Source organism: Pseudomonas sp. UBA1879 (assembly GCF_002338065.1).
Lineage (GTDB): Bacteria > Pseudomonadota > Gammaproteobacteria > Pseudomonadales > Pseudomonadaceae > Aquipseudomonas.
The window spans coordinates 163,851-181,029 of record NZ_DDHJ01000016.1; the positions used below are offsets into that span (position 1 = coordinate 163,851).

Genomic DNA, 17,179 nt, shown 5'->3' on the forward strand with positions numbered 1-17,179 from the left:
GTGCTCGGTCTCGCAGAAAAGGCTAGCAGTGGGGGATAAAGCTTGAGGTGTGTTGGCTAGTTGAGTTCGCGATAGGGGCGATTGCCAATCGCTATATCCGGTCCGGTTGTGATCCTGACCGCTACAGGGCGATCAAAGACGACAGGGCACGAAAAAGCCCCTGACGACTCACATCGCCAGGGGCTTTTTCTTAACGCGCTGAACAGCTAACGCGTATTACAGACCGGCAGCAGCGCGCAGGGCGTCGGCGCGGTCGGTTTTTTCCCAGGTGAACGTGGTGAAGGTGTCGTCGCCCACGGTCTTGCTTTGCGGCGTGCGGCCGAAGTGGCCGTAGGCTGCGGTTTCCTGGTACATCGGGTGCAGCAGGTCGAGCATTTTGGTGATTGCGTACGGACGCAGGTCAAAGTGCTCGCGGACCAGCTGGACGATCTTGTCGTCGCTGATCTTGCCGGTGCCGAAAGTGTTCAGCGAGATCGACGTTGGCTGTGCGACGCCGATGGCGTAGGACACTTGAATCTCGCAACGCTCGGCCAGGCCTGCAGCAACGATGTTCTTGGCGACGTAACGGCCAGCGTAAGCCGCCGAACGGTCGACCTTGGACGGGTCTTTACCCGAGAACGCGCCGCCGCCGTGACGGGCCATGCCGCCGTAGCTGTCGACGATGATCTTGCGACCGGTCAGGCCGCAGTCGCCAACCGGCCCGCCAATGATGAACTGGCCGGTCGGGTTGATGTGGAACTGGGTGTCTTTGTGCAGCAGGTTCGCCGGCAGCACTTGCTTGACGATCAGTTCCATCACGCCTTCGCGCAGGTCGGCATAGGACACTTCCGGGTTGTGCTGAGTCGACAGCACGATCGCATCGATACCGACTACGATGCCGTTTTCGTAACGGCAGGTGACCTGGGATTTGGCGTCCGGACGCAGCCATGGCAGCAGGCCGGATTTACGCGCTTCAGCCTGACGCTTGACCAGTTGGTGCGAGAACGCGATCGGTGCAGGCATCAGCTCAGCGGTTTCGTTGCTGGCGTAGCCGAACATCAGGCCTTGGTCGCCAGCACCCTGATCTTCAGGTTTGGCGCGGTCTACGCCCTGGTTGATGTCAGGGGACTGCTTGCCGATGATGTTCATCACGCTGCAAGTGGCGCCATCGAAACCGACGTTGGAGCTGGTGTAACCGATGCCGCTGATCACGTCACGAACGATCTGTTCCAGATCGACCCACGCACTGGTGGTGACTTCACCGGCGACGATGGCAACGCCGGTCTTGACCAGGGTTTCCACGGCGACGCGCGCGTGTTTGTCCTGAGCAATGATGGCGTCCAGCACCGCATCGGAGATCTGGTCGGCGATTTTGTCCGGATGCCCTTCGGACACGGACTCGGAGGTGAAAAGGGAGTATTCGCTCATCTCGACGATTTTCCTGAGAGTTACCGATGGTGAGTGTTGCCAGTCGGTCGCTGAAAGTGGCGAACCTGAATCTGGAAACCATTACGTAAACCTACATACAGACTTTCTCCAGGGACCAGCCCCGCAGCGATGGCCCACCGGGCCAGGTCTTCCTGTTCGAACCCCAACCACAGATCGCCACAGGCCTCCCTGGCCCAGCTCTGGTCGTGGCTGCACAACTCTGTGATCAGCAGGCTTGCGCCCGGTTTCAACAGGTTGGCCAGTTGTTTCAATGCGTCAGCCGGCGCCGCGAAATGATGAAGCACCATATTCAAGACGACACAGTCAGCGAAAACATTAGCGTCTGACAGCGCATCGGCCAGTTTCAGCTCGACGTTATGCAACGCTTTCTGCTCACAGAGATTGCGCGCTAGCTCGAGCATGGCCGGGCTGTTGTCCAGTCCCGTGACATGCCGAAAGCGCCGCGCCAGATCAGGCAGAAAACCGCCATCGCCCGGGCCGACCTCCACTGCCGTGGCGTCGGGCGCGAAGCTGAGTTTGTCCAGCAGCGACAACAGGCTCTCGCGGTACTGGGGCAGTCCTGCGATCAGGTCCTGCTGGGCACGAAATTTTTCCGCAGTGCGTGCGAAAAAGTCCTGACTGGCGGTCGCGCGCTGACGATGGACCAGGCCGATGCGGGCCTGAACGTCGTCGGGCAGCGCAAGACCATCGACCTCTTCGAGCAGCGCCGCATGTAACTTGCCGCCGACCTGCTCGGTGTGGGGCAGGGCGCGACGATAGAAGATCGCGTTGCCTTCGCGACGGGTCGCGACCAAATCTGCCTGCGCGAGCACCTTCAAGTGATGGCTCATGCCCGACTGGCCAATGGCAAAAATCTGCGCCAGCTCCAGCACGCCGAAGGAATCATTGGACAAGGCGCGCAGCACGTTCAGTCGCAGCGAGTCGCCACCGGCCTTGCACAGGGCAGCCAGTTCGTCGCTTTGATTGTGGTCGAGGGCGGGCGCGCGAAGATTCATAGGGTTGGCAGTCTAGTTATCGACCGGGTTCGCTGCAACACCAATATCAAAAAGTTTTGATATTGGTTGTATGCGTGCTGGAAGGCGCGGCGAATACGCGGTTTCGAGGGGGGAGACGCCCATCATCTGACAAAAATCGTCCACCGCTCAGGAAAAACGTGTCTGAGGCCGCATCTGTCATTGCCCCGAAGCAGTGCCTGAGGGAAAATGGCCGCCTTTTTCAGATCCCACTTCTTTCTGCCCCAGGAGATCAGCGATGCCAAGCCGTCGTGAGCGTGCCAATGCCATTCGTGCACTCAGCATGGATGCCGTGCAAAAGGCCAACAGCGGCCACCCAGGTGCCCCGATGGGCATGGCGGATATCGCTGAAGTCCTCTGGCGCGATTATCTAAAGCACAACCCGAGCAACCCGTCGTTCGCCGACCGTGACCGGTTCATCCTGTCCAACGGCCACGGCTCGATGCTGATCTACTCGCTGCTGCACCTGACCGGTTACGACCTGTCGATTGAAGACCTGAAGAACTTCCGTCAGCTGCACAGCCGCACCCCGGGTCACCCTGAATTCGGTTACACCCCAGGCGTTGAAACCACCACCGGCCCCCTGGGTCAGGGTTTCGCCAACGCCGTCGGTTTCGCTGTCGCGGAAAAGACCCTGGCGGCCCAGTTCAATCGTCCTGGCCACAACATCGTTGATCACCACACCTACGTGTTCATGGGTGATGGCTGCATGATGGAAGGCATTTCCCACGAAGTCGCTTCGCTGGCAGGCACCCTGCAGTTGAACAAGCTGATCGCCTTTTACGATGACAACGGCATCTCCATCGACGGCGAAGTCGAAGGCTGGTTCACCGATGACACGCCGAAGCGCTTCGAATCCTACGGCTGGCTGGTGATCCGCAACGTCGACGGTCATGACGCCGACGAGATCAAAACCGCCATCGACACCGCCCGCAAGAGCGACAAGCCGACCCTCATCTGCTGCAAAACCACCATCGGCTTCGGTTCGCCGAACAAGCAGGGCAAGGAAGAGTGCCACGGCGCGCCGCTGGGCAACGACGAAATTGCCCTGACCCGCGCCGCGCTGAAATGGACCCACGGTCCGTTCGAAATCCCGGCTGACATCTACAAAGAGTGGAACGCCAAGGAAAAAGGTCTGGCGACCGAAGCCGAGTGGGACCAGCGTTTCGCGGCCTATTCCGCTGCCTTCCCGACCGAAGCCAACGAGCTGATCCGTCGCATGAGCGGCGAATTGCCGGCTGACTTCGCTGAGCAATCTGCGGCCTATGTAGCCGAAGTCAATGCCAAGGGCGAAACCATCGCCAGCCGTAAAGCCAGCCAGAACGCCCTGAGCGCACTGGGTCCGCTGCTGCCTGAGTTCCTCGGCGGTTCGGCTGACCTGGCCGGTTCCAACCTGACCATCTGGAAAGGCTGCAAGTCGATCACCGGCGAAGACGCCAGTGGCAATTACCTGCACTACGGTGTGCGTGAGTTCGGCATGGGCGCGATCATGAACGGTATCGCCCTGCACGGCGGTTTCGTGCCATACGGCGCGACCTTCCTGATCTTCATGGAGTACGCCCGCAACGCCGTGCGCATGGCCTCGCTGATGAAGCAGCGCACCATCTACGTGTTCACCCACGACTCCATCGGTCTGGGCGAAGACGGCCCGACGCACCAGCCAATCGAGCAACTGACCAGCCTGCGCACCACGCCGAACCTGGACACCTGGCGTCCAGCCGACGCCGTGGAATCGGCTGTGGCCTGGAAACACGCCATCGAGCGTAGCGACGGTCCTTCGGCGCTGATCTTCTCCCGTCAGAACCTGCCTCACCAGGCACGTGATGCGCTGCAACTGGAGAACATCAACCGTGGCGGTTATGTGCTGCGTGACTGCAACGGCGAACCGGACCTGATCCTGATTGCCACGGGTTCCGAAGTCGGCCTGGCCGTTCAGGCATTCGACAAGCTGACTGCTGAAGGCAAGAACGTGCGCGTTGTCTCGATGCCGTGCACCAGCGTCTTCGAAGCGCAGGACCCGCTGTACAAACAGTCGGTTCTTCCCCTGGAAGTCAGCGCTCGCATCGCCATCGAAGCGGCGCACGCTGACTACTGGTACAAGTACGTCGGTCTGGAAGGCCGCGTAATCGGCATGACGACTTTTGGTGAGTCAGCGCCTGCCAACCTGCTGTTCGAAGAGTTCGGCTTCACGCTGGAGAACGTCATCAGCACGGCTGAAGAGCTGCTGGAAGACTAAGAAGCCTGCGCAACCACTGTAGGAGTGAGCTTGCTCGCGATAGCGGTTTGTCGGTGATGAATTCGTCGACAGATGTACCGCAATCGCGAGCAAGCTCACTCCTACAGGTTCTCTAAACATCACCAAATATTTGAGAACCCCCCATGCCCCCGTCACGCCCTTTTAAAGTCGCCCTCAATGGTTACGGTCGTATAGGCCGCTGCGTGCTCCGCGCGTTGTGCGAGCGAGGTGCGAAGGCGGGCTTTGAAGTGGTGGCGATCAACGACCTGGCCGATATGGCCAGTCTCGAATACCTCACGCGCTTTGACTCTACCCACGGCCGGTTTCCCGGCGAAGTGCGGGTCGAAGGCGATTTTCTGCACATCAACGACCACGTCATCAAAGTCTTCCGCAGCGCGACGCCTGAAGGCATCGACTGGGACGCGCTGGATGTCGATCTGGTGCTGGAATGCTCCGGCGTCTACCACAGCCGCGCCGACGGCGAGCGTTTTCTGGCCGCCCGCGCGCCGCGTGTCCTGTTCTCCCAGCCGATGGCCAGCGAGGCCGATGTCGACGCCACGATCGTTTACGGCATCAACCAGCAAACGCTGACCGGCGACGAGATGCTGGTGTCCGCGGCATCCTGCACCACCAACTGCAGCGTACCGTTGCTCGACCTGCTGAACCGCGAGCTGGGCTTGGAATACGTCACCATCACCACGATTCACTCAGCGATGAACGACCAACCCGTGATTGACGCCTATCATCATGAGGATTTGCGTCGTACCCGCTCGGCGTTTCAGTCGATCATCCCGGTGTCCACTGGTCTGGCGCGGGGCATCGAGCGGCTGCTTCCGGAACTTGCCGGCCGAATTCAGGCCAAAGCAGTTCGTGTGCCGACGGTGAACGTCTCGTGCCTGGATATCACAATGCAGGTGGCGCGTGACACCGACGCGGTCGAGATCAACCGCATTCTGCGTGCGGCCGCCACCAGCGGCCCGCTCAAGGGGCTGTTGGCTTACACCGAGTTGCCGCACGCCAGTTGTGATTTCAACCATGACCCCCATTCGGCGATCATCGATGCCAGCCAGACGCGGGTCTCCGGCCCTCGTCTGGTGAACATTCTGGCGTGGTTCGACAACGAGTGGGGCTTTGCCAACCGAATGCTGGATGTCGCTGACCACTATCTGCGCAGTATCCATAAACAACAGTAAAAAACAGGGAACGCCTCATGACCGTGTTGAAGATGACCGACCTCGATCTGCAAGGTAAGCGTGTACTGATCCGCGAAGACCTCAACGTTCCGGTCAAGGACGGTGTCGTCACCAGCGATGCACGCATCCTTGCTTCGCTGCCGACCATCAAGCTGGCGCTGGAAAAGGGCGCTGCCGTCATGGTCTGCTCCCACCTGGGTCGTCCGACCGAAGGTGAATTTTCCGCCGAAAACAGCCTGAAGCCCGTCGCCGACTATCTGAGCAAGGCGCTGGGCCGCGACGTGCCACTGGTGGCCGACTACCTCGGCGGTGTTGAGGTCAAGCCCGGCGACATCGTGCTGTTCGAGAACGTGCGCTTCAACAAGGGCGAGAAGAAAAACGCCGACGACTTGGCTCAGAAATACGCGGCCCTGTGCGACGTGTTCGTGATGGACGCCTTCGGCACCGCTCACCGCGCTGAAGGCTCGACCCACGGCGTCGCCAAGTTCGCCAAGGTCGCCGCGGCGGGTCCGCTGCTGGCAGCCGAATTGGACGCACTGGGCAAGGCCCTGGGCAACCCGGCCAAGCCCATGGCTGCCATCGTCGCTGGCTCCAAAGTGTCGACCAAACTGGACGTGCTCAACAGCCTGAGCTCGATCTGCGATCAACTGATCGTCGGCGGCGGCATCGCCAACACTTTCCTCGCAGCTGCGGGCCACAAGGTCGGCAAGTCGCTGTACGAGCCGGACCTGCTGGACACCGCTAAAGCCATCGCTGCCAAGGTCAGCGTGCCATTGCCAGTGGACGTGGTGGTGGCCAAAGAGTTTTCGGACAAAGCCGAAGCGACCGTGAAGCTGATCGCCGATGTCGCCGATGACGACATGATTCTCGACATCGGCCCGAAAACAGCGGCCCAGTTCGCCGACTTGCTGAAATCTTCCAAGACTATTCTCTGGAACGGCCCGGTAGGTGTGTTCGAATTCGACCAATTTGGCGAAGGCACCAAAACGCTTGCGAAGGCCATTGCCGACAGTTCTGCGTTCTCCATCGCCGGTGGCGGCGACACACTGGCGGCCATCGATAAATACGGTGTCAAAGACGATATTTCCTACATTTCCACAGGCGGCGGCGCATTCCTCGAGTTCGTCGAGGGCAAGGTGCTGCCCGCCGTGGAAATGCTGGAACAACGTGCCAAGGCCTGAATGTCAGGCCAAGGTGAAGGGGAGTGAGATGGTCAAGCCATTACCGCTGTTGATCATGGCGGGTTTGCTGGTCGGCTGCGCAAGCAAGCCCGAAGCCCAGACGGCGCTGAACGCAGCGCCGGAACGGCTTCAGGTCAGCTGCTATCAAGCGGGCTGGCAGGCGGAAACCGTGCCGATCGTGTATAAGCGCGGCGGTCCCGAAGTCTGGGAGAAGTACGAGTTCATGCCCGCTGTCGGGCCGGTAGCCTGTCGCTGAATCTGAACTGACAGCGAACAGAAACATCAGAAACGGAACTGCCCCTGGTGACCGAAACGCCGACGCAAGTCGCGGTTCGCAGGGGTTTCAGGAGTGGTAATGAAAGGCTTGATTGCCCTTGCGACACTGATGCTGCTGGGCGGTTGTGCCAGCATGAAGGCCTCCGAACCGGCCACGCCGTGGACCCACTGGGTCTGCGACAGCAAAGCGGAGATTTTCTGGCGCTACGCCGACCCTGCGAAGAAAGAGGTCGATGTGCGGTTGAATCAGAGCGAGCAGGTGTTCCGATTGCAGGCCGCGCCTGGCGCTTCGGGAGGCCTCTACAGTAACGGGGTTCTCGCGTTTGATAACAAAGGCAGCGAAGGCCTGGTCTACTGGGACGCTACCAACGATTTGATCGGTCGTGGCTGCACGGCGCCTTGAGGCGTTGAGCAGTCAGGCCGATGCAACACTGGGCGATGATGAGCTGTAGCGCCCCTATAATTTGAATAGCCGCCGTTACGGCAGGCACACGCGATCAACGACCCTACCGGGAGAGAGACAGACAATGGCACTTATCAGCATGCGCCAGATGTTGGACCACGCCGCCGAATTCGGCTACGGCGTTCCAGCCTTCAACGTGAACAACCTGGAACAGATGCGCGCCATTATGGAAGCGGCCGACAAGACCGATTCCCCGGTGATCGTTCAGGCTTCGGCCGGCGCGCGTAAATACGCAGGTGCCCCATTCCTGCGTCACCTGATCCTGGCGGCGATCGAAGAGTTCCCGCACATCCCGGTGGTCATGCACCAAGACCACGGCACCAGCCCTGCCATCTGCCAGCGTTCGATCCAGCTGGGCTTCAGCTCGGTCATGATGGACGGCTCCCTGCGCGAAGACGGCAAGAGCCCCGCGGATTACGAATACAACGTTCGCGTGACGCAAGAAACCGTAGCCATGGCCCACGCCTGCGGCGTTTCCGTTGAAGGTGAGCTGGGTGTTCTCGGTTCGCTGGAAACCGGCATGGCTGGCGAAGAAGATGGCGTTGGCGCCGAAGGCCAACTGGATCACAGCCAGATGCTGACCGACCCGGAAGAAGCCGCTGACTTCGTGAAGAAGACCCAGGTCGATGCCTTGGCCATCGCCATCGGCACCAGCCACGGTGCGTACAAGTTCACCAAGCCGCCAACCGGCGACATTCTGGCGATCGAGCGCATCAAAGAAATCCACAAGCGCATTCCGAACACCCACTTGGTGATGCACGGTTCTTCGTCCGTTCCTCAGGAATGGCTGAAGATCATCAACGAGTTCGGCGGCGACATCAAAGAAACCTACGGCGTGCCAGTCGAGGAAATCGTCGAAGGCATCAAGCACGGCGTGCGCAAGGTCAACATCGACACCGACCTGCGTCTGGCCTCAACTGGCGCCATCCGTGAGTTCATGGCCAAGAACCCGAGCGAGTTCGACCCGCGTAAATACCTGGCAAAAACCGTATCGGCCATGCGCGACGTCTGCATTGCTCGCTACGAAGCCTTTGGTACCGCGGGCAACGCCTCCAAGATCAAACCGATCTCTCTGGAGAAGATGTTCGAGCGTTATGCCAAAGGCGAGTTGAACGCCAAGGTCAACTGATCATTATTTGATCGGTTTGTCGGCAAGAAAAAGCCCGCAGCGATGCGGGCTTTTTTGTGGCTGGGATTTTTGGTTGTGGGAGCCTGCTTGCTGGCGAAGGCGTCGTGTCAGTCTCCAGTTCCGAAGCTCACCCACCGAGTTCGCCAGCAAGCCGGCTCGCACAAATAGTGCGTCAGCGGGGTAAGCCAATGGTGCGGCCGATATAGGTCGGTGCCGGTTGGTCATGCTGCGCTTCGGTCAGCAGCCGCAACGCTTCCAGCGACTGCTCGCTGAACGGCGCCGATTTCGGGCCTGCGGCCAGATCGACATGCAGCAGCATTTGGTCACTGGCTGCCAGCTCCACATCACCACCCGCCTTATACAGGCTGTGGTAAAGCTGCACGCGCTTGAGGTCATGCGCGACGATCTGAGTGCGCACTTCCACGTCTTCGCCGAGTTTGACCTCATGCAGGTAGTTGATATGGGCTTCAAGCGTGAACAGCGAATTGCCGCTGGCTGCCCGGTCGTCGCTCGCCAAACCAATACGGTCCATAAACGCGTCAGTGGCGTAGCTGAAGATCAGCAGGTAGAAGGCATCGCGAAGATGGCCGTTGTAGTCGACCCAATCCTGGAGGATCGGGGTTTTGTAGGTGGTTAGAGCGGGCATGAGCAGTACCGGGGGAGGGTCTGAGAGACTTGAGTTAAGAGGGCTACCCTGTTCGCGGGCAAGCGCGCTCCTACAGGTGATCGCATTTTTATGTAGGAGCGCGCTTGCCCGCGATGGCGTTGGTAGGGCGACGAAAATTTTAGGCTTAATCGCTAAAGGCCATCCCATGCTTGGCCTTGGTAGTCTTCACCGCCTCCAGCACCGCGAGCAGGCAGTCATCGCGATAGCGCTCCAGCGCTGAGATGCTGTGCGTTCCGAGCTGATCGCTGGTGCCATCGACCACATCGTCGATCAGCTTGTCGGTCAGCTCTGGCGCGGGCAGGTAGGTCCAGGGCAGTTGCAGCGCCGGGCCGAACTGGGCCATGAAGTGGCGCATGCCCGCGTCGCCGCCGGCCAAGGTGTAGGTCAGGAACGTGCCCATGAACGACCAGCGCAGACCGGCCCCAAAGCGAATGGCGTCGTCGATTTCACCTGTCGTCGCCACGCCATCGTTGACCAAATGCAGCGCTTCACGCCACAGGGCTTCCAGCAAGCGATCAGCGATAAAACCTGGGACTTCCTTGCGCACATGCAGGGGACGCATGCCCAGTGATTCGTAAACCTTGATCGCTGCCTGAACGGCTTCTGGCGCAGTGTGCTTGCCGCCGACCACTTCCACCAACGGCAGCAGGTAAACCGGGTTGAACGGGTGGCCGACCACGCAACGCTCAGGGTGGGTCGCGCTTTCGTAGAACTCGGAAGGCAGCAGGCCCGAGGTGCTGGAACCGATGATCGCATTAGGCTTGGCGGCTGCGCTGATCTTGCTGTGCAGGTCGAGTTTGAGGTCCAGACGCTCCGGGGCGCTTTCTTGAATGAAATCGGCGTCGCGCACGCATTCTTCGATGGTCGCGACGAAGCGCAGGCGATCTTGCGAGGCGCCTGCAGCCAGGCCTTTCTGCTCCAGGGCAGGCCAGGCATTGGCCACCCGTTTGCGCAACGCCGCTTCGGCGCCCGGCGCCGGGTCCCAGGCTACGACGTCGAGTCCGTGGGCCAGCGCGCGGGATACCCAACCGCTGCCAATGACACCGCTGCCCAGCGCGGCGAAGGTTTTGATTTCGGTGATGAAGGTCATGGTGATCACTCAAAGGAAGTTCGCAGAACCCTGTAGGAGCGTGGCTTGTCCCGCGATCTGCCGCGGAGCGGCAGCAAACCCGGCGAATGAGGTATGTCTGACACACCCGGTTTGTCGGTTTTACGACCGGTACCCGGCCGATCGCGGGACAAGCCACGCTCCTACAGAGGAAAAGGGTGTGAGATCAGAAACGCTTTTTCAGGCCCATCTTCACGCGGCCTTCAGCGGGGGTCATGACCCGCGCGCCCAGGCGGCTAAGGATTTCGCTGGCGCGTTCGACCAGTGCCCCGTTGCTCGCCAGCACGCCCTTGTCCAGCCAGATGTTGTCTTCCAGACCCACCCGTACGTTGCCACCCAGCAACACGGCCTGCGCCGCCATCGGCATTTGCATACGACCAATCCCGAAACCGGCCCAGACCACGTCCTCTGGCAAGTTATCGACCATGGCCTTCATCGTCGTGGTGTCTGCCGGAGCGCCCCACGGGATGCCCAGGCATAGCTGGAACAGCGGGTTGTCGAGCAGGCCTTCCTTCATCATTTGCTTGGCGAACCAAAGGTGGCCGGTGTCGAAGATTTCCAGTTCGGCCTTCACGCCCAGCTCCTGAATACGTTTGGCGCCTGCGCGCAGTTGCGCTGGGGTGGACACGTAAATGGTGTCGCCGTCGCCGAAGTTCAGCGTGCCGCAGTCGAGGGTGCAGATCTCTGGCAGCAGCGCCTCGACGTGCGCCAGACGCGCCAATGGGCCGACCAGGTCAGTGTTAGGGCCGAAATCGGTCGGACGCTCGCCCGGGCCGATTTCCAGGTCGCCGCCCATGCCTGCGGTCAGGTTGACGATGATATCGATGTCCGCTTCACGGATGCGGTCCATGGTTTCGCGATACAGCTCGACGTCACGGCTGAACTTGCCGGTCTGCGGATCACGCACGTGGCAATGCACAACGGTCGCACCTGCTTTAGCCGCCTCGACGGCGGCGGCAGCGATCTGTTTGGGCGTGATCGGGACCAGATGGCTTTTCCCGGTCGTGTCGCCAGCACCGGTCAGTGCGCAGGTGATGATGACGTCGTGATTCATGAGTGAGGTTCCTTGCAGGCCAGTGTCGTGTGTGGCGCAGGCTTTGAGCGCCCGCTTTTGAAGTGCAAAGCTACGCAGCCCGACGCCCCTCAAAACGCACAGCGGCGACAAGCTCTTGCACGGGAGCGACCTGTGTTATTGCCTCGGTGTCTGAACAGGCGTATCTCATACCGGATCAGAACGGTAGGAGCGCGCTTGCCCGCGAGTGTGGTGTGTCAGTCATTGAGCCGACACAGGCATACCCCGATCGCGGCAAGCGCTTCTACGGTGGTTTTGCCCGACAAAAAATCCCCAAGGAACGCGCCAACGATGTCCCAGGATTTCTACTTTCTGCTGATGCCCGGTTTCTCCATGATGGGCTTCGTCTCGGCGTTGGAGCCTTTGCGGGTGGCCAATCGTTTTGGCGGCGAGTTGTATCGCTGGCACGTGCTGAGTGCCGACGGGGGGCCGGTGATCGCCAGCAACGGCATGTCGGTGAACGCCGACGCCGCGCTGGAGCCGCTAAAAAAAGGCGCAACGTTGTGCGTTATGGCCAGCGTTGAGCCGCTGAAGTTTTATACCTCGACGCTGGAGCACTGGCTCAGGCGCCTTGATCTGGAAGGCGTGACGCTGGGCGCTATTGATACTGGCAGTTTCGTGCTGGCCGAGGCCGATCTGCTCGATGGCTATCGTCTGACGCTGCACTGGGAGGCGCTCGACGCCTTCAAGGAGACCTACCCTAAGGTGCAAGCGACCCAAGAGCTTTTCGAAATCGACCGACGCCGCATCAGTTCGGCAGGTGGCACGGCGTCCATCGACCTGATGCTCGACCTGATTGGCCAGGCTCATGGCCCGGATCTGGCGATCAAGGTGTCCGAGCAGTTCGTGTTGGGCCGTATTCGCCAGCGCAAAGATCACCAGCGCATGCAAATTGCCACGCGCTACGGCATCAACAATAAAAAGCTGGTGCAGGTCATTGGCGTGATGGAGCAACACACCGAGCCGCCGCTGAGCACGCTGGAATTGGCCGAGGGCATTCAGGTGACACGCCGCCAACTGGAGCGGCTGTTTCGTCTGCATTTGAACGACACGCCGAGTAATTTTTACTTGGGTCTACGGTTGGAAAAAGCCCGCCAGCTCTTGCGTCAGAGCGACATGAGCGTACTGGAAGTCAGCATCGCCTGCGGGTTTGAGTCGCCGTCGTATTTCACCCGAAGCTACAAAGCGCGATTTAGGGTGTGTCCGAGGGAGGATCGTGGGCGGGTAGCGCGAGAGCCAAAGGTCGTTTGACTGTGAATTATGGTCAATTATACTTGCGACTATAAATTATGGTTGCGGCAATAATTGGGTATAAACCATGGCAAAGCGTACTGGCTTTGTATTCAGACGCGACAGCCTTGCTCTTACCATCGCGCAGGGCTTGATGGGCGAAGGCTTGCACGATTATTCCTCCGGGCTGTTTTTGGCGGCGCCCCGTCGCACGGGTAAAAGCACATTTCTGCGCGAAGATCTGGTGCCTCAATGCCTGAACCAGGATTGGGTGCCGGTCTATGTGGATCTGTGGGCGGATCGGGAGAAGGACCCTGCGAATCTCATCAGCGCAGCCATCGCCGCAGCGTTGGTCCCCTACGAGAAAGGGATACGTAAGCTCGCCAAATCAGCGGGCCTTGAAAAGCTCAACTTTTTGCGCACGCTTTCCTGGGAGTTCACAAGACCGCAGCTGCCGCTTGGCGCCACGCTGACGCAGGCGTTGGAGCTGCTGCACAGCGCTGCACAGAAAATGATCGTGTTGATCATCGACGAGGCTCAGCACGCGTTGACCAGCGAGGCGGGCGTCAATGCCATGTTTGCATTGAAAGCTGCACGCGATGAACTCAACCAAGGGGCTGAGCGCGGTATTGGCGGATTGCGGCTGGTCCTTACAGGCTCCAATCGGGACAAGCTGGCGCATCTGGTGTTGAACAAGAACCAGCCGTTCTATGGGTCGAGCATCACGCCGTTTCCGCTGCTGGGCAAAGATTTCACCAAGGCATACACCGCCCACCTGAACAGCCATCTGGCGCAAACCAACCAATTTTCTGCGGTCGATATTGACGCTGCGTTTGATTGGGTGGGCCGTCGACCTGAAATGCTGCGCACGATCATCGGTGATGTCGCGCTGGAGCTTGGAGAGGCGCAAAACCTCGGCGAATTGCTGCGTGATAGCGCCGAATCGCTGCGCGCTGGCGTATGGGAAGAGTTTGAAAGCGCCTATAACACGCTGACGCCCCCGCAACGCGGCGTGTTGGAAGTCATGGCTGATCGTGCGCACGACAACCAGCCGTTTGCGCCGTTTGCCGATGCGACAGTGTTGGCAGTTGGCAAGGCGTTGGAGCGCATGGGCAGTGACGTCGTGCCCGGTACGCAAACCATTCAGGCAGCGATCGATTCGTTGCGTGAGAAAGAACTGGTCTGGAAATCGAACCGGGGCGCCTACGCGCTTGAAGACAATGCGTTTGGCGAGTGGTTGAGGCAGCGCAGACCGTAGCAGCACGCTCGCCGGCGGTAGCGGTCTGTCTGATGTCGATGTACCGACTGACAGAGCCCTGCCGCTGGCAAGCCGTGCTGCCGCAGCGGTGTGTTACTTCAAGCCCTTCATTAACGCCGAACACGCCGCCTTGTACGCCTCATGCTGATACTTGTTCAGCCCCGCAGGCAGGTCGAAAGTGTGCTTCTTCATCTGCGCATTGATGGTCTGCGGCGACAGCAGCACCACATCGCAGTCATCCAGCAACTGAAAAATCGTCTCGATCTTGAACGTGGTCGGGCCACCCGCAAATTCGCCTTTTTTGCTGCGCTTTTTGATGGCGATGTGGGTGATGGCGTTTTCATGGATGAAGCTGGAGATCTGACGCGCGAAGGCTTTGACGTTGGCGGCTTCGTCATCGTCCTCCAACGCGATTTTTTTGGTCGCCAGCGGCAGATGTTCAGGAGCGCCGGATGCGCGAGTGGCGACGGCGAAAATGGCTTCGCTGCCTTTGATTTCTACGCCGCAGATGTTCATGTGCAAGCCTTGGAGTCGGAGATGATGGGGAGTTTGCTGCTGGCGACTGCGTCCTGTCAGACACCTCTTGAGCGCCTGAAACTGCTGATTCGCCAGCAGACTGACTCCCACAGGGTGCCTGCCGCCATTGCTGGGTCAGGCACATAAGATGTGAGGTTTTATTCAGACTGCGCGATGCTTTCCAGGTACTCGGAGCGCTCGTCGCTCATGCGCGCCAGGCAGTCGTTCTGCCCGATGTTGAATTCTTTGGTGCCGGGTTTGGCAGGGAATACTTCCACAGCGCAGTCGGCGTCGCGCAGTTTTTTCCAGGCATCCTGAGCCGTTTTCAGCTTGGCGATAAACTCGTTGGCCTGCGCCTTATTGGCGCCGAATTGAGTGTTCACCCGTTCTTGCAGGTTGCCGAAGTTCTCATCCAGCAGCTTGACGGCGGTGTCGCGGCTGTACACGGAACATTCCAGAGTCTGTTTGTCTTCGTCCACGCCGTCGCAAGGGGTTGCGTCCGGATTTGCCGCCGCGTGAGCGCCTGTCGCGAATAGAGCCAGAGCCAGAAAAATCGTCTTCATTGGGGTTTCCCGATTCAGTGATGCTGAGGATTCTCGCCCAAGCGCGCGGCAAAGAACAGTTATCAAACGCAGGCGGCAGAAGCTGGCCGTCAGCCTATGTCGTTTCTTGACGCTTTCGGCAATTCCCCTGTCGTTTTTGCACCCGGCTCCTCCGACCCTACGGCATATGCTGGCCCCAAAGCGCCGGCAGACGTTTCGGTGCGTGATTAACCTAGAGGGGACAGCCTGATGAGCCCGGCCGAATTGCACGCAGACAGCATCGTTATCGACGGTCTGATCATTGCCAAATGGAACCGTGAGCTGTTTGAAGACATGCGCAAAGGTGGCCTGACCATGGCCAACTGCACAGTGTCGGTGTGGGAAGGCTTCAAGCAGACGGTCGACAGCATCGCTGCGAGCCAGAAGCTGATTCGCGAGAACAGCGACCTGGTGATTCAGGTGCGCAACACCGCTGACATTCGCAAGGCGAAAGAGCTGGGCAAGACCGGCATCCTGTTCGGCTTCCAGAACGCCCACGCCTTCGAAGACCAAATTGGCTATGTCGAGATCTTCAAGCAGCTGGGCGTGGGCATCGTGCAGATGTGCTACAACACCCAGAACCTTGTCGGCACTGGTTGCTACGAGCGCGACGGCGGCCTGTCGGGTTTCGGCCGTGAAATCGTCGCGGAAATGAACCGCGTCGGCATCATGTGCGACCTGTCCCACGTCGGGTCTAAAACGTCTGAAGAAGTCATCCTCGAATCGAAGAAGCCAGTGACCTATTCCCACTGCCTGCCTTCGGGTCTGAAAGAACACCCTCGCAACAAATCCGATGCTGAACTCAAGTTCATCGCTGACCACGGCGGTTTTGTCGGCGTGACCATGTTCGCGCCGTTCCTGGCCAAGGGCATTGATTCGACCATCGACGACTACGCCGAAGCCATCGAATACGTGATGAACATCGTCGGCGAAGACGCCATCGGCATCGGCACCGACTTCACTCAGGGGCATGGCCAGGAATTCTTCGAATACCTGACCCACGACAAGGGCTACGCCCGCCGTCTGACCAACTTCGGCAAGATCATTAACCCGCTGGGTATCCGCACCGTCGGCGAATTCCCGAACCTGACCGAAACCCTGCTCAAACGCGGCCATTCTGAACGTGTCGTGCGCAAGATCATGGGCGAGAACTGGGTCCGCGTATTGGGCGATGTCTGGGGCGAATAAGCCGTAGAACACTGAATTTCTCCCTCTCCCGTCCGCGGAGAGGGCATCCGACCAAATTTTTCTGGAGTTGAGTTTCCATGGCCAAGATCGCCCCGCAATTGCCAATCGAAGTCGACAGCGAGACCGGTGTCTGGACCTCCGATGCTTTGCCAATGCTGTACGTGCCTCGTCATTTCTTCGTCAACAACCACATGGGCATCGAAGAAGTGCTGGGCGCCGAAGCCTACGCCGAAATCCTCTACAAGGCGGGTTACAAGTCCGCCTGGCACTGGTGTGAAAAAGAAGCCGAGTGCCATGGCATCGAGGGCGTCGCGGTGTTTGAGCACTACATGAATCGCCTGTCGCAGCGCGGCTGGGGCCTGTTCAAGATCCAGGAAATCGACCTGGACAAAGGCACCGCCAGCGTCAAGCTCGAGCACTCAGCGTTCGTTTACGTGTACGGAAAAGTCGGTCGCAAGGTCGATTACATGTTCACAGGCTGGTTCGCGGGCGCCATGGACCAGATTCTCGCTGCCAAAGGCAGTTCCGTTCGCACGGTAGCCGAACAGGTTTATGGCGGATCGGAAGAGGGCCACGAAGATGGCCTGTTCGTCGTAAACCCTATTTAAACCGAGCCGTTTTAAAGCGTCGCGAGCGAAGG

Annotated in this window: 17 protein-coding genes; 10 read left to right on the forward strand and 7 right to left on the reverse strand. The window is 59.6% G+C overall.

The window, feature by feature from the left end; genetic code table 11:
- Window positions 1-216 precede the first annotated feature (216 nt).
- Together metK and B3N48_RS19170 are read right to left on the reverse strand one after the other, a co-directional pair.
- Window positions 217-1,407: a methionine adenosyltransferase gene (metK, locus tag B3N48_RS19165; RefSeq protein WP_296186452.1), complete on the reverse strand. Its 1,191-nt coding sequence runs from the start codon at window positions 1,405-1,407 to the stop codon at window positions 217-219.
- A gap of 20 nt (window positions 1,408-1,427) precedes the next feature.
- Window positions 1,428-2,423 carry an ArsR/SmtB family transcription factor gene (locus tag B3N48_RS19170; RefSeq protein WP_296186453.1) on the reverse strand — a complete coding sequence of 332 codons (996 nt, stop codon included), beginning with the start codon at window positions 2,421-2,423 and terminating at the stop codon, window positions 1,428-1,430.
- A gap of 256 nt (window positions 2,424-2,679) precedes the next feature.
- Between B3N48_RS19170 and tkt the strand changes: the two genes are divergently transcribed.
- From tkt to fba, 6 genes are all read left to right on the forward strand, one after another.
- Window positions 2,680-4,677 (forward strand): transketolase, encoded by a 1,998-nt coding sequence (gene tkt, locus B3N48_RS19175; protein ID WP_296186456.1) that lies wholly within the window; start codon window positions 2,680-2,682, stop codon window positions 4,675-4,677.
- A gap of 143 nt (window positions 4,678-4,820) precedes the next feature.
- Window positions 4,821-5,870, forward strand: coding sequence for an erythrose-4-phosphate dehydrogenase (epd, locus tag B3N48_RS19180; protein ID WP_296186458.1), 1,050 nt, complete (start codon window positions 4,821-4,823; stop codon window positions 5,868-5,870).
- Window positions 5,871-5,887: 17 nt separating this feature from the next.
- Window positions 5,888-7,051 carry a phosphoglycerate kinase gene (locus tag B3N48_RS19185; protein WP_296186460.1) on the forward strand — a complete coding sequence of 388 codons (1,164 nt, stop codon included), beginning with the start codon at window positions 5,888-5,890 and terminating at the stop codon, window positions 7,049-7,051.
- Window positions 7,052-7,079: 28 nt separating this feature from the next.
- A complete protein-coding gene (locus B3N48_RS19190) occupies window positions 7,080-7,307 on the forward strand; it encodes a hypothetical protein (protein ID WP_296186462.1) in 228 nt (75 codons plus the stop codon).
- 99 nt (window positions 7,308-7,406) lie between these two features.
- Window positions 7,407-7,730: an MliC family protein gene (locus B3N48_RS19195; RefSeq protein ID WP_296186464.1), complete on the forward strand. Its 324-nt coding sequence runs from the start codon at window positions 7,407-7,409 to the stop codon at window positions 7,728-7,730.
- A 124-nt stretch (window positions 7,731-7,854) separates the two neighbouring features.
- Window positions 7,855-8,919 carry a class II fructose-bisphosphate aldolase gene (gene fba, locus B3N48_RS19200; RefSeq protein WP_093468420.1) on the forward strand — a complete coding sequence of 355 codons (1,065 nt, stop codon included), beginning with the start codon at window positions 7,855-7,857 and terminating at the stop codon, window positions 8,917-8,919.
- 172 nt (window positions 8,920-9,091) lie between these two features.
- On the opposite strand, the gene B3N48_RS19205 is transcribed toward fba, so the two are convergent.
- The 3 genes from B3N48_RS19205 to B3N48_RS19215 form a co-directional block, all read right to left on the reverse strand.
- Window positions 9,092-9,565: a thioesterase family protein gene (locus B3N48_RS19205; RefSeq protein WP_296186467.1), complete on the reverse strand. Its 474-nt coding sequence runs from the start codon at window positions 9,563-9,565 to the stop codon at window positions 9,092-9,094.
- Window positions 9,566-9,710: 145 nt separating this feature from the next.
- Window positions 9,711-10,676: an L-carnitine dehydrogenase gene (locus tag B3N48_RS19210; RefSeq protein ID WP_296186469.1), complete on the reverse strand. Its 966-nt coding sequence runs from the start codon at window positions 10,674-10,676 to the stop codon at window positions 9,711-9,713.
- 184 nt (window positions 10,677-10,860) lie between these two features.
- Window positions 10,861-11,748, reverse strand: coding sequence for a 3-keto-5-aminohexanoate cleavage protein (locus B3N48_RS19215; RefSeq protein ID WP_296186471.1), 888 nt, complete (start codon window positions 11,746-11,748; stop codon window positions 10,861-10,863).
- 309 nt (window positions 11,749-12,057) lie between these two features.
- Here B3N48_RS19215 and B3N48_RS19220 point away from each other — a divergent pair, with 309 nt between their 5' ends.
- Both B3N48_RS19220 and B3N48_RS19225 read left to right on the forward strand, forming a co-directional pair.
- Entirely contained in the window at window positions 12,058-13,017 is a 960-nt protein-coding gene (locus tag B3N48_RS19220; RefSeq protein WP_296186473.1) for a GlxA family transcriptional regulator, read from the forward strand.
- Window positions 13,018-13,084: 67 nt separating this feature from the next.
- On the forward strand, window positions 13,085-14,254 hold the full coding sequence (locus tag B3N48_RS19225; protein ID WP_296186477.1) for a hypothetical protein: 1,170 nt from the start codon (window positions 13,085-13,087) through the stop codon (window positions 14,252-14,254).
- A gap of 93 nt (window positions 14,255-14,347) precedes the next feature.
- Here the strand turns inward: B3N48_RS19225 and B3N48_RS19230 are convergent, their stop codons facing one another.
- Both B3N48_RS19230 and B3N48_RS19235 read right to left on the reverse strand, forming a co-directional pair.
- Window positions 14,348-14,770: a DUF3010 family protein gene (locus B3N48_RS19230; protein ID WP_296186481.1), complete on the reverse strand. Its 423-nt coding sequence runs from the start codon at window positions 14,768-14,770 to the stop codon at window positions 14,348-14,350.
- Between the two features lie 158 nt (window positions 14,771-14,928).
- Complete coding sequence (locus B3N48_RS19235; RefSeq protein ID WP_296186483.1) at window positions 14,929-15,333, reverse strand: lysozyme inhibitor LprI family protein; 405 nt, start codon at window positions 15,331-15,333, stop codon at window positions 14,929-14,931.
- Between the two features lie 228 nt (window positions 15,334-15,561).
- On the opposite strand from B3N48_RS19235, the gene B3N48_RS19240 reads away from it, so the two are divergent.
- Window positions 15,562-16,539, forward strand: coding sequence for a dipeptidase (locus B3N48_RS19240; RefSeq protein WP_296186485.1), 978 nt, complete (start codon window positions 15,562-15,564; stop codon window positions 16,537-16,539).
- Window positions 16,540-16,616: 77 nt separating this feature from the next.
- On the forward strand, window positions 16,617-17,147 hold the full coding sequence (locus tag B3N48_RS19245) for a DUF5943 domain-containing protein (protein ID WP_296186488.1): 531 nt from the start codon (window positions 16,617-16,619) through the stop codon (window positions 17,145-17,147).
- Window positions 17,148-17,179: the final 32 nt, after the last annotated feature.

Bases quoted from the DNA above. Each gene is read 5' to 3' on its own strand.
- B3N48_RS19225 (WP_296186477.1), top strand. From the start codon at position 13,085: ATGGCAAAGCGTACTGGCTTTGTATTCAGACGCGACAGCCTTGCTCTT.
- B3N48_RS19190 (WP_296186462.1), top strand. From the start codon at position 7,080: ATGGTCAAGCCATTACCGCTGTTGATCATGGCGGGTTTGCTGGTCGGC.
- fba (WP_093468420.1), top strand. From the start codon at position 7,855: ATGGCACTTATCAGCATGCGCCAGATGTTGGACCACGCCGCCGAATTC.
- B3N48_RS19240 (WP_296186485.1), top strand. From the start codon at position 15,562: ATGAGCCCGGCCGAATTGCACGCAGACAGCATCGTTATCGACGGTCTG.
- epd (WP_296186458.1), top strand. From the start codon at position 4,821: ATGCCCCCGTCACGCCCTTTTAAAGTCGCCCTCAATGGTTACGGTCGT.
- B3N48_RS19195 (WP_296186464.1), top strand. From the start codon at position 7,407: ATGAAAGGCTTGATTGCCCTTGCGACACTGATGCTGCTGGGCGGTTGT.
- B3N48_RS19215 (WP_296186471.1), bottom strand. From the start codon at position 11,748: ATGAATCACGACGTCATCATCACCTGCGCACTGACCGGTGCTGGCGAC.
- metK (WP_296186452.1), bottom strand. From the start codon at position 1,407: ATGAGCGAATACTCCCTTTTCACCTCCGAGTCCGTGTCCGAAGGGCAT.
- B3N48_RS19185 (WP_296186460.1), top strand. From the start codon at position 5,888: ATGACCGTGTTGAAGATGACCGACCTCGATCTGCAAGGTAAGCGTGTA.
- B3N48_RS19210 (WP_296186469.1), bottom strand. From the start codon at position 10,676: ATGACCTTCATCACCGAAATCAAAACCTTCGCCGCGCTGGGCAGCGGT.
- B3N48_RS19235 (WP_296186483.1), bottom strand. From the start codon at position 15,333: ATGAAGACGATTTTTCTGGCTCTGGCTCTATTCGCGACAGGCGCTCAC.
- B3N48_RS19170 (WP_296186453.1), bottom strand. From the start codon at position 2,423: ATGAATCTTCGCGCGCCCGCCCTCGACCACAATCAAAGCGACGAACTG.
- B3N48_RS19220 (WP_296186473.1), top strand. From the start codon at position 12,058: ATGTCCCAGGATTTCTACTTTCTGCTGATGCCCGGTTTCTCCATGATG.
- B3N48_RS19230 (WP_296186481.1), bottom strand. From the start codon at position 14,770: ATGAACATCTGCGGCGTAGAAATCAAAGGCAGCGAAGCCATTTTCGCC.
- tkt (WP_296186456.1), top strand. From the start codon at position 2,680: ATGCCAAGCCGTCGTGAGCGTGCCAATGCCATTCGTGCACTCAGCATG.
- B3N48_RS19205 (WP_296186467.1), bottom strand. From the start codon at position 9,565: ATGCCCGCTCTAACCACCTACAAAACCCCGATCCTCCAGGATTGGGTC.
- B3N48_RS19245 (WP_296186488.1), top strand. From the start codon at position 16,617: ATGGCCAAGATCGCCCCGCAATTGCCAATCGAAGTCGACAGCGAGACC.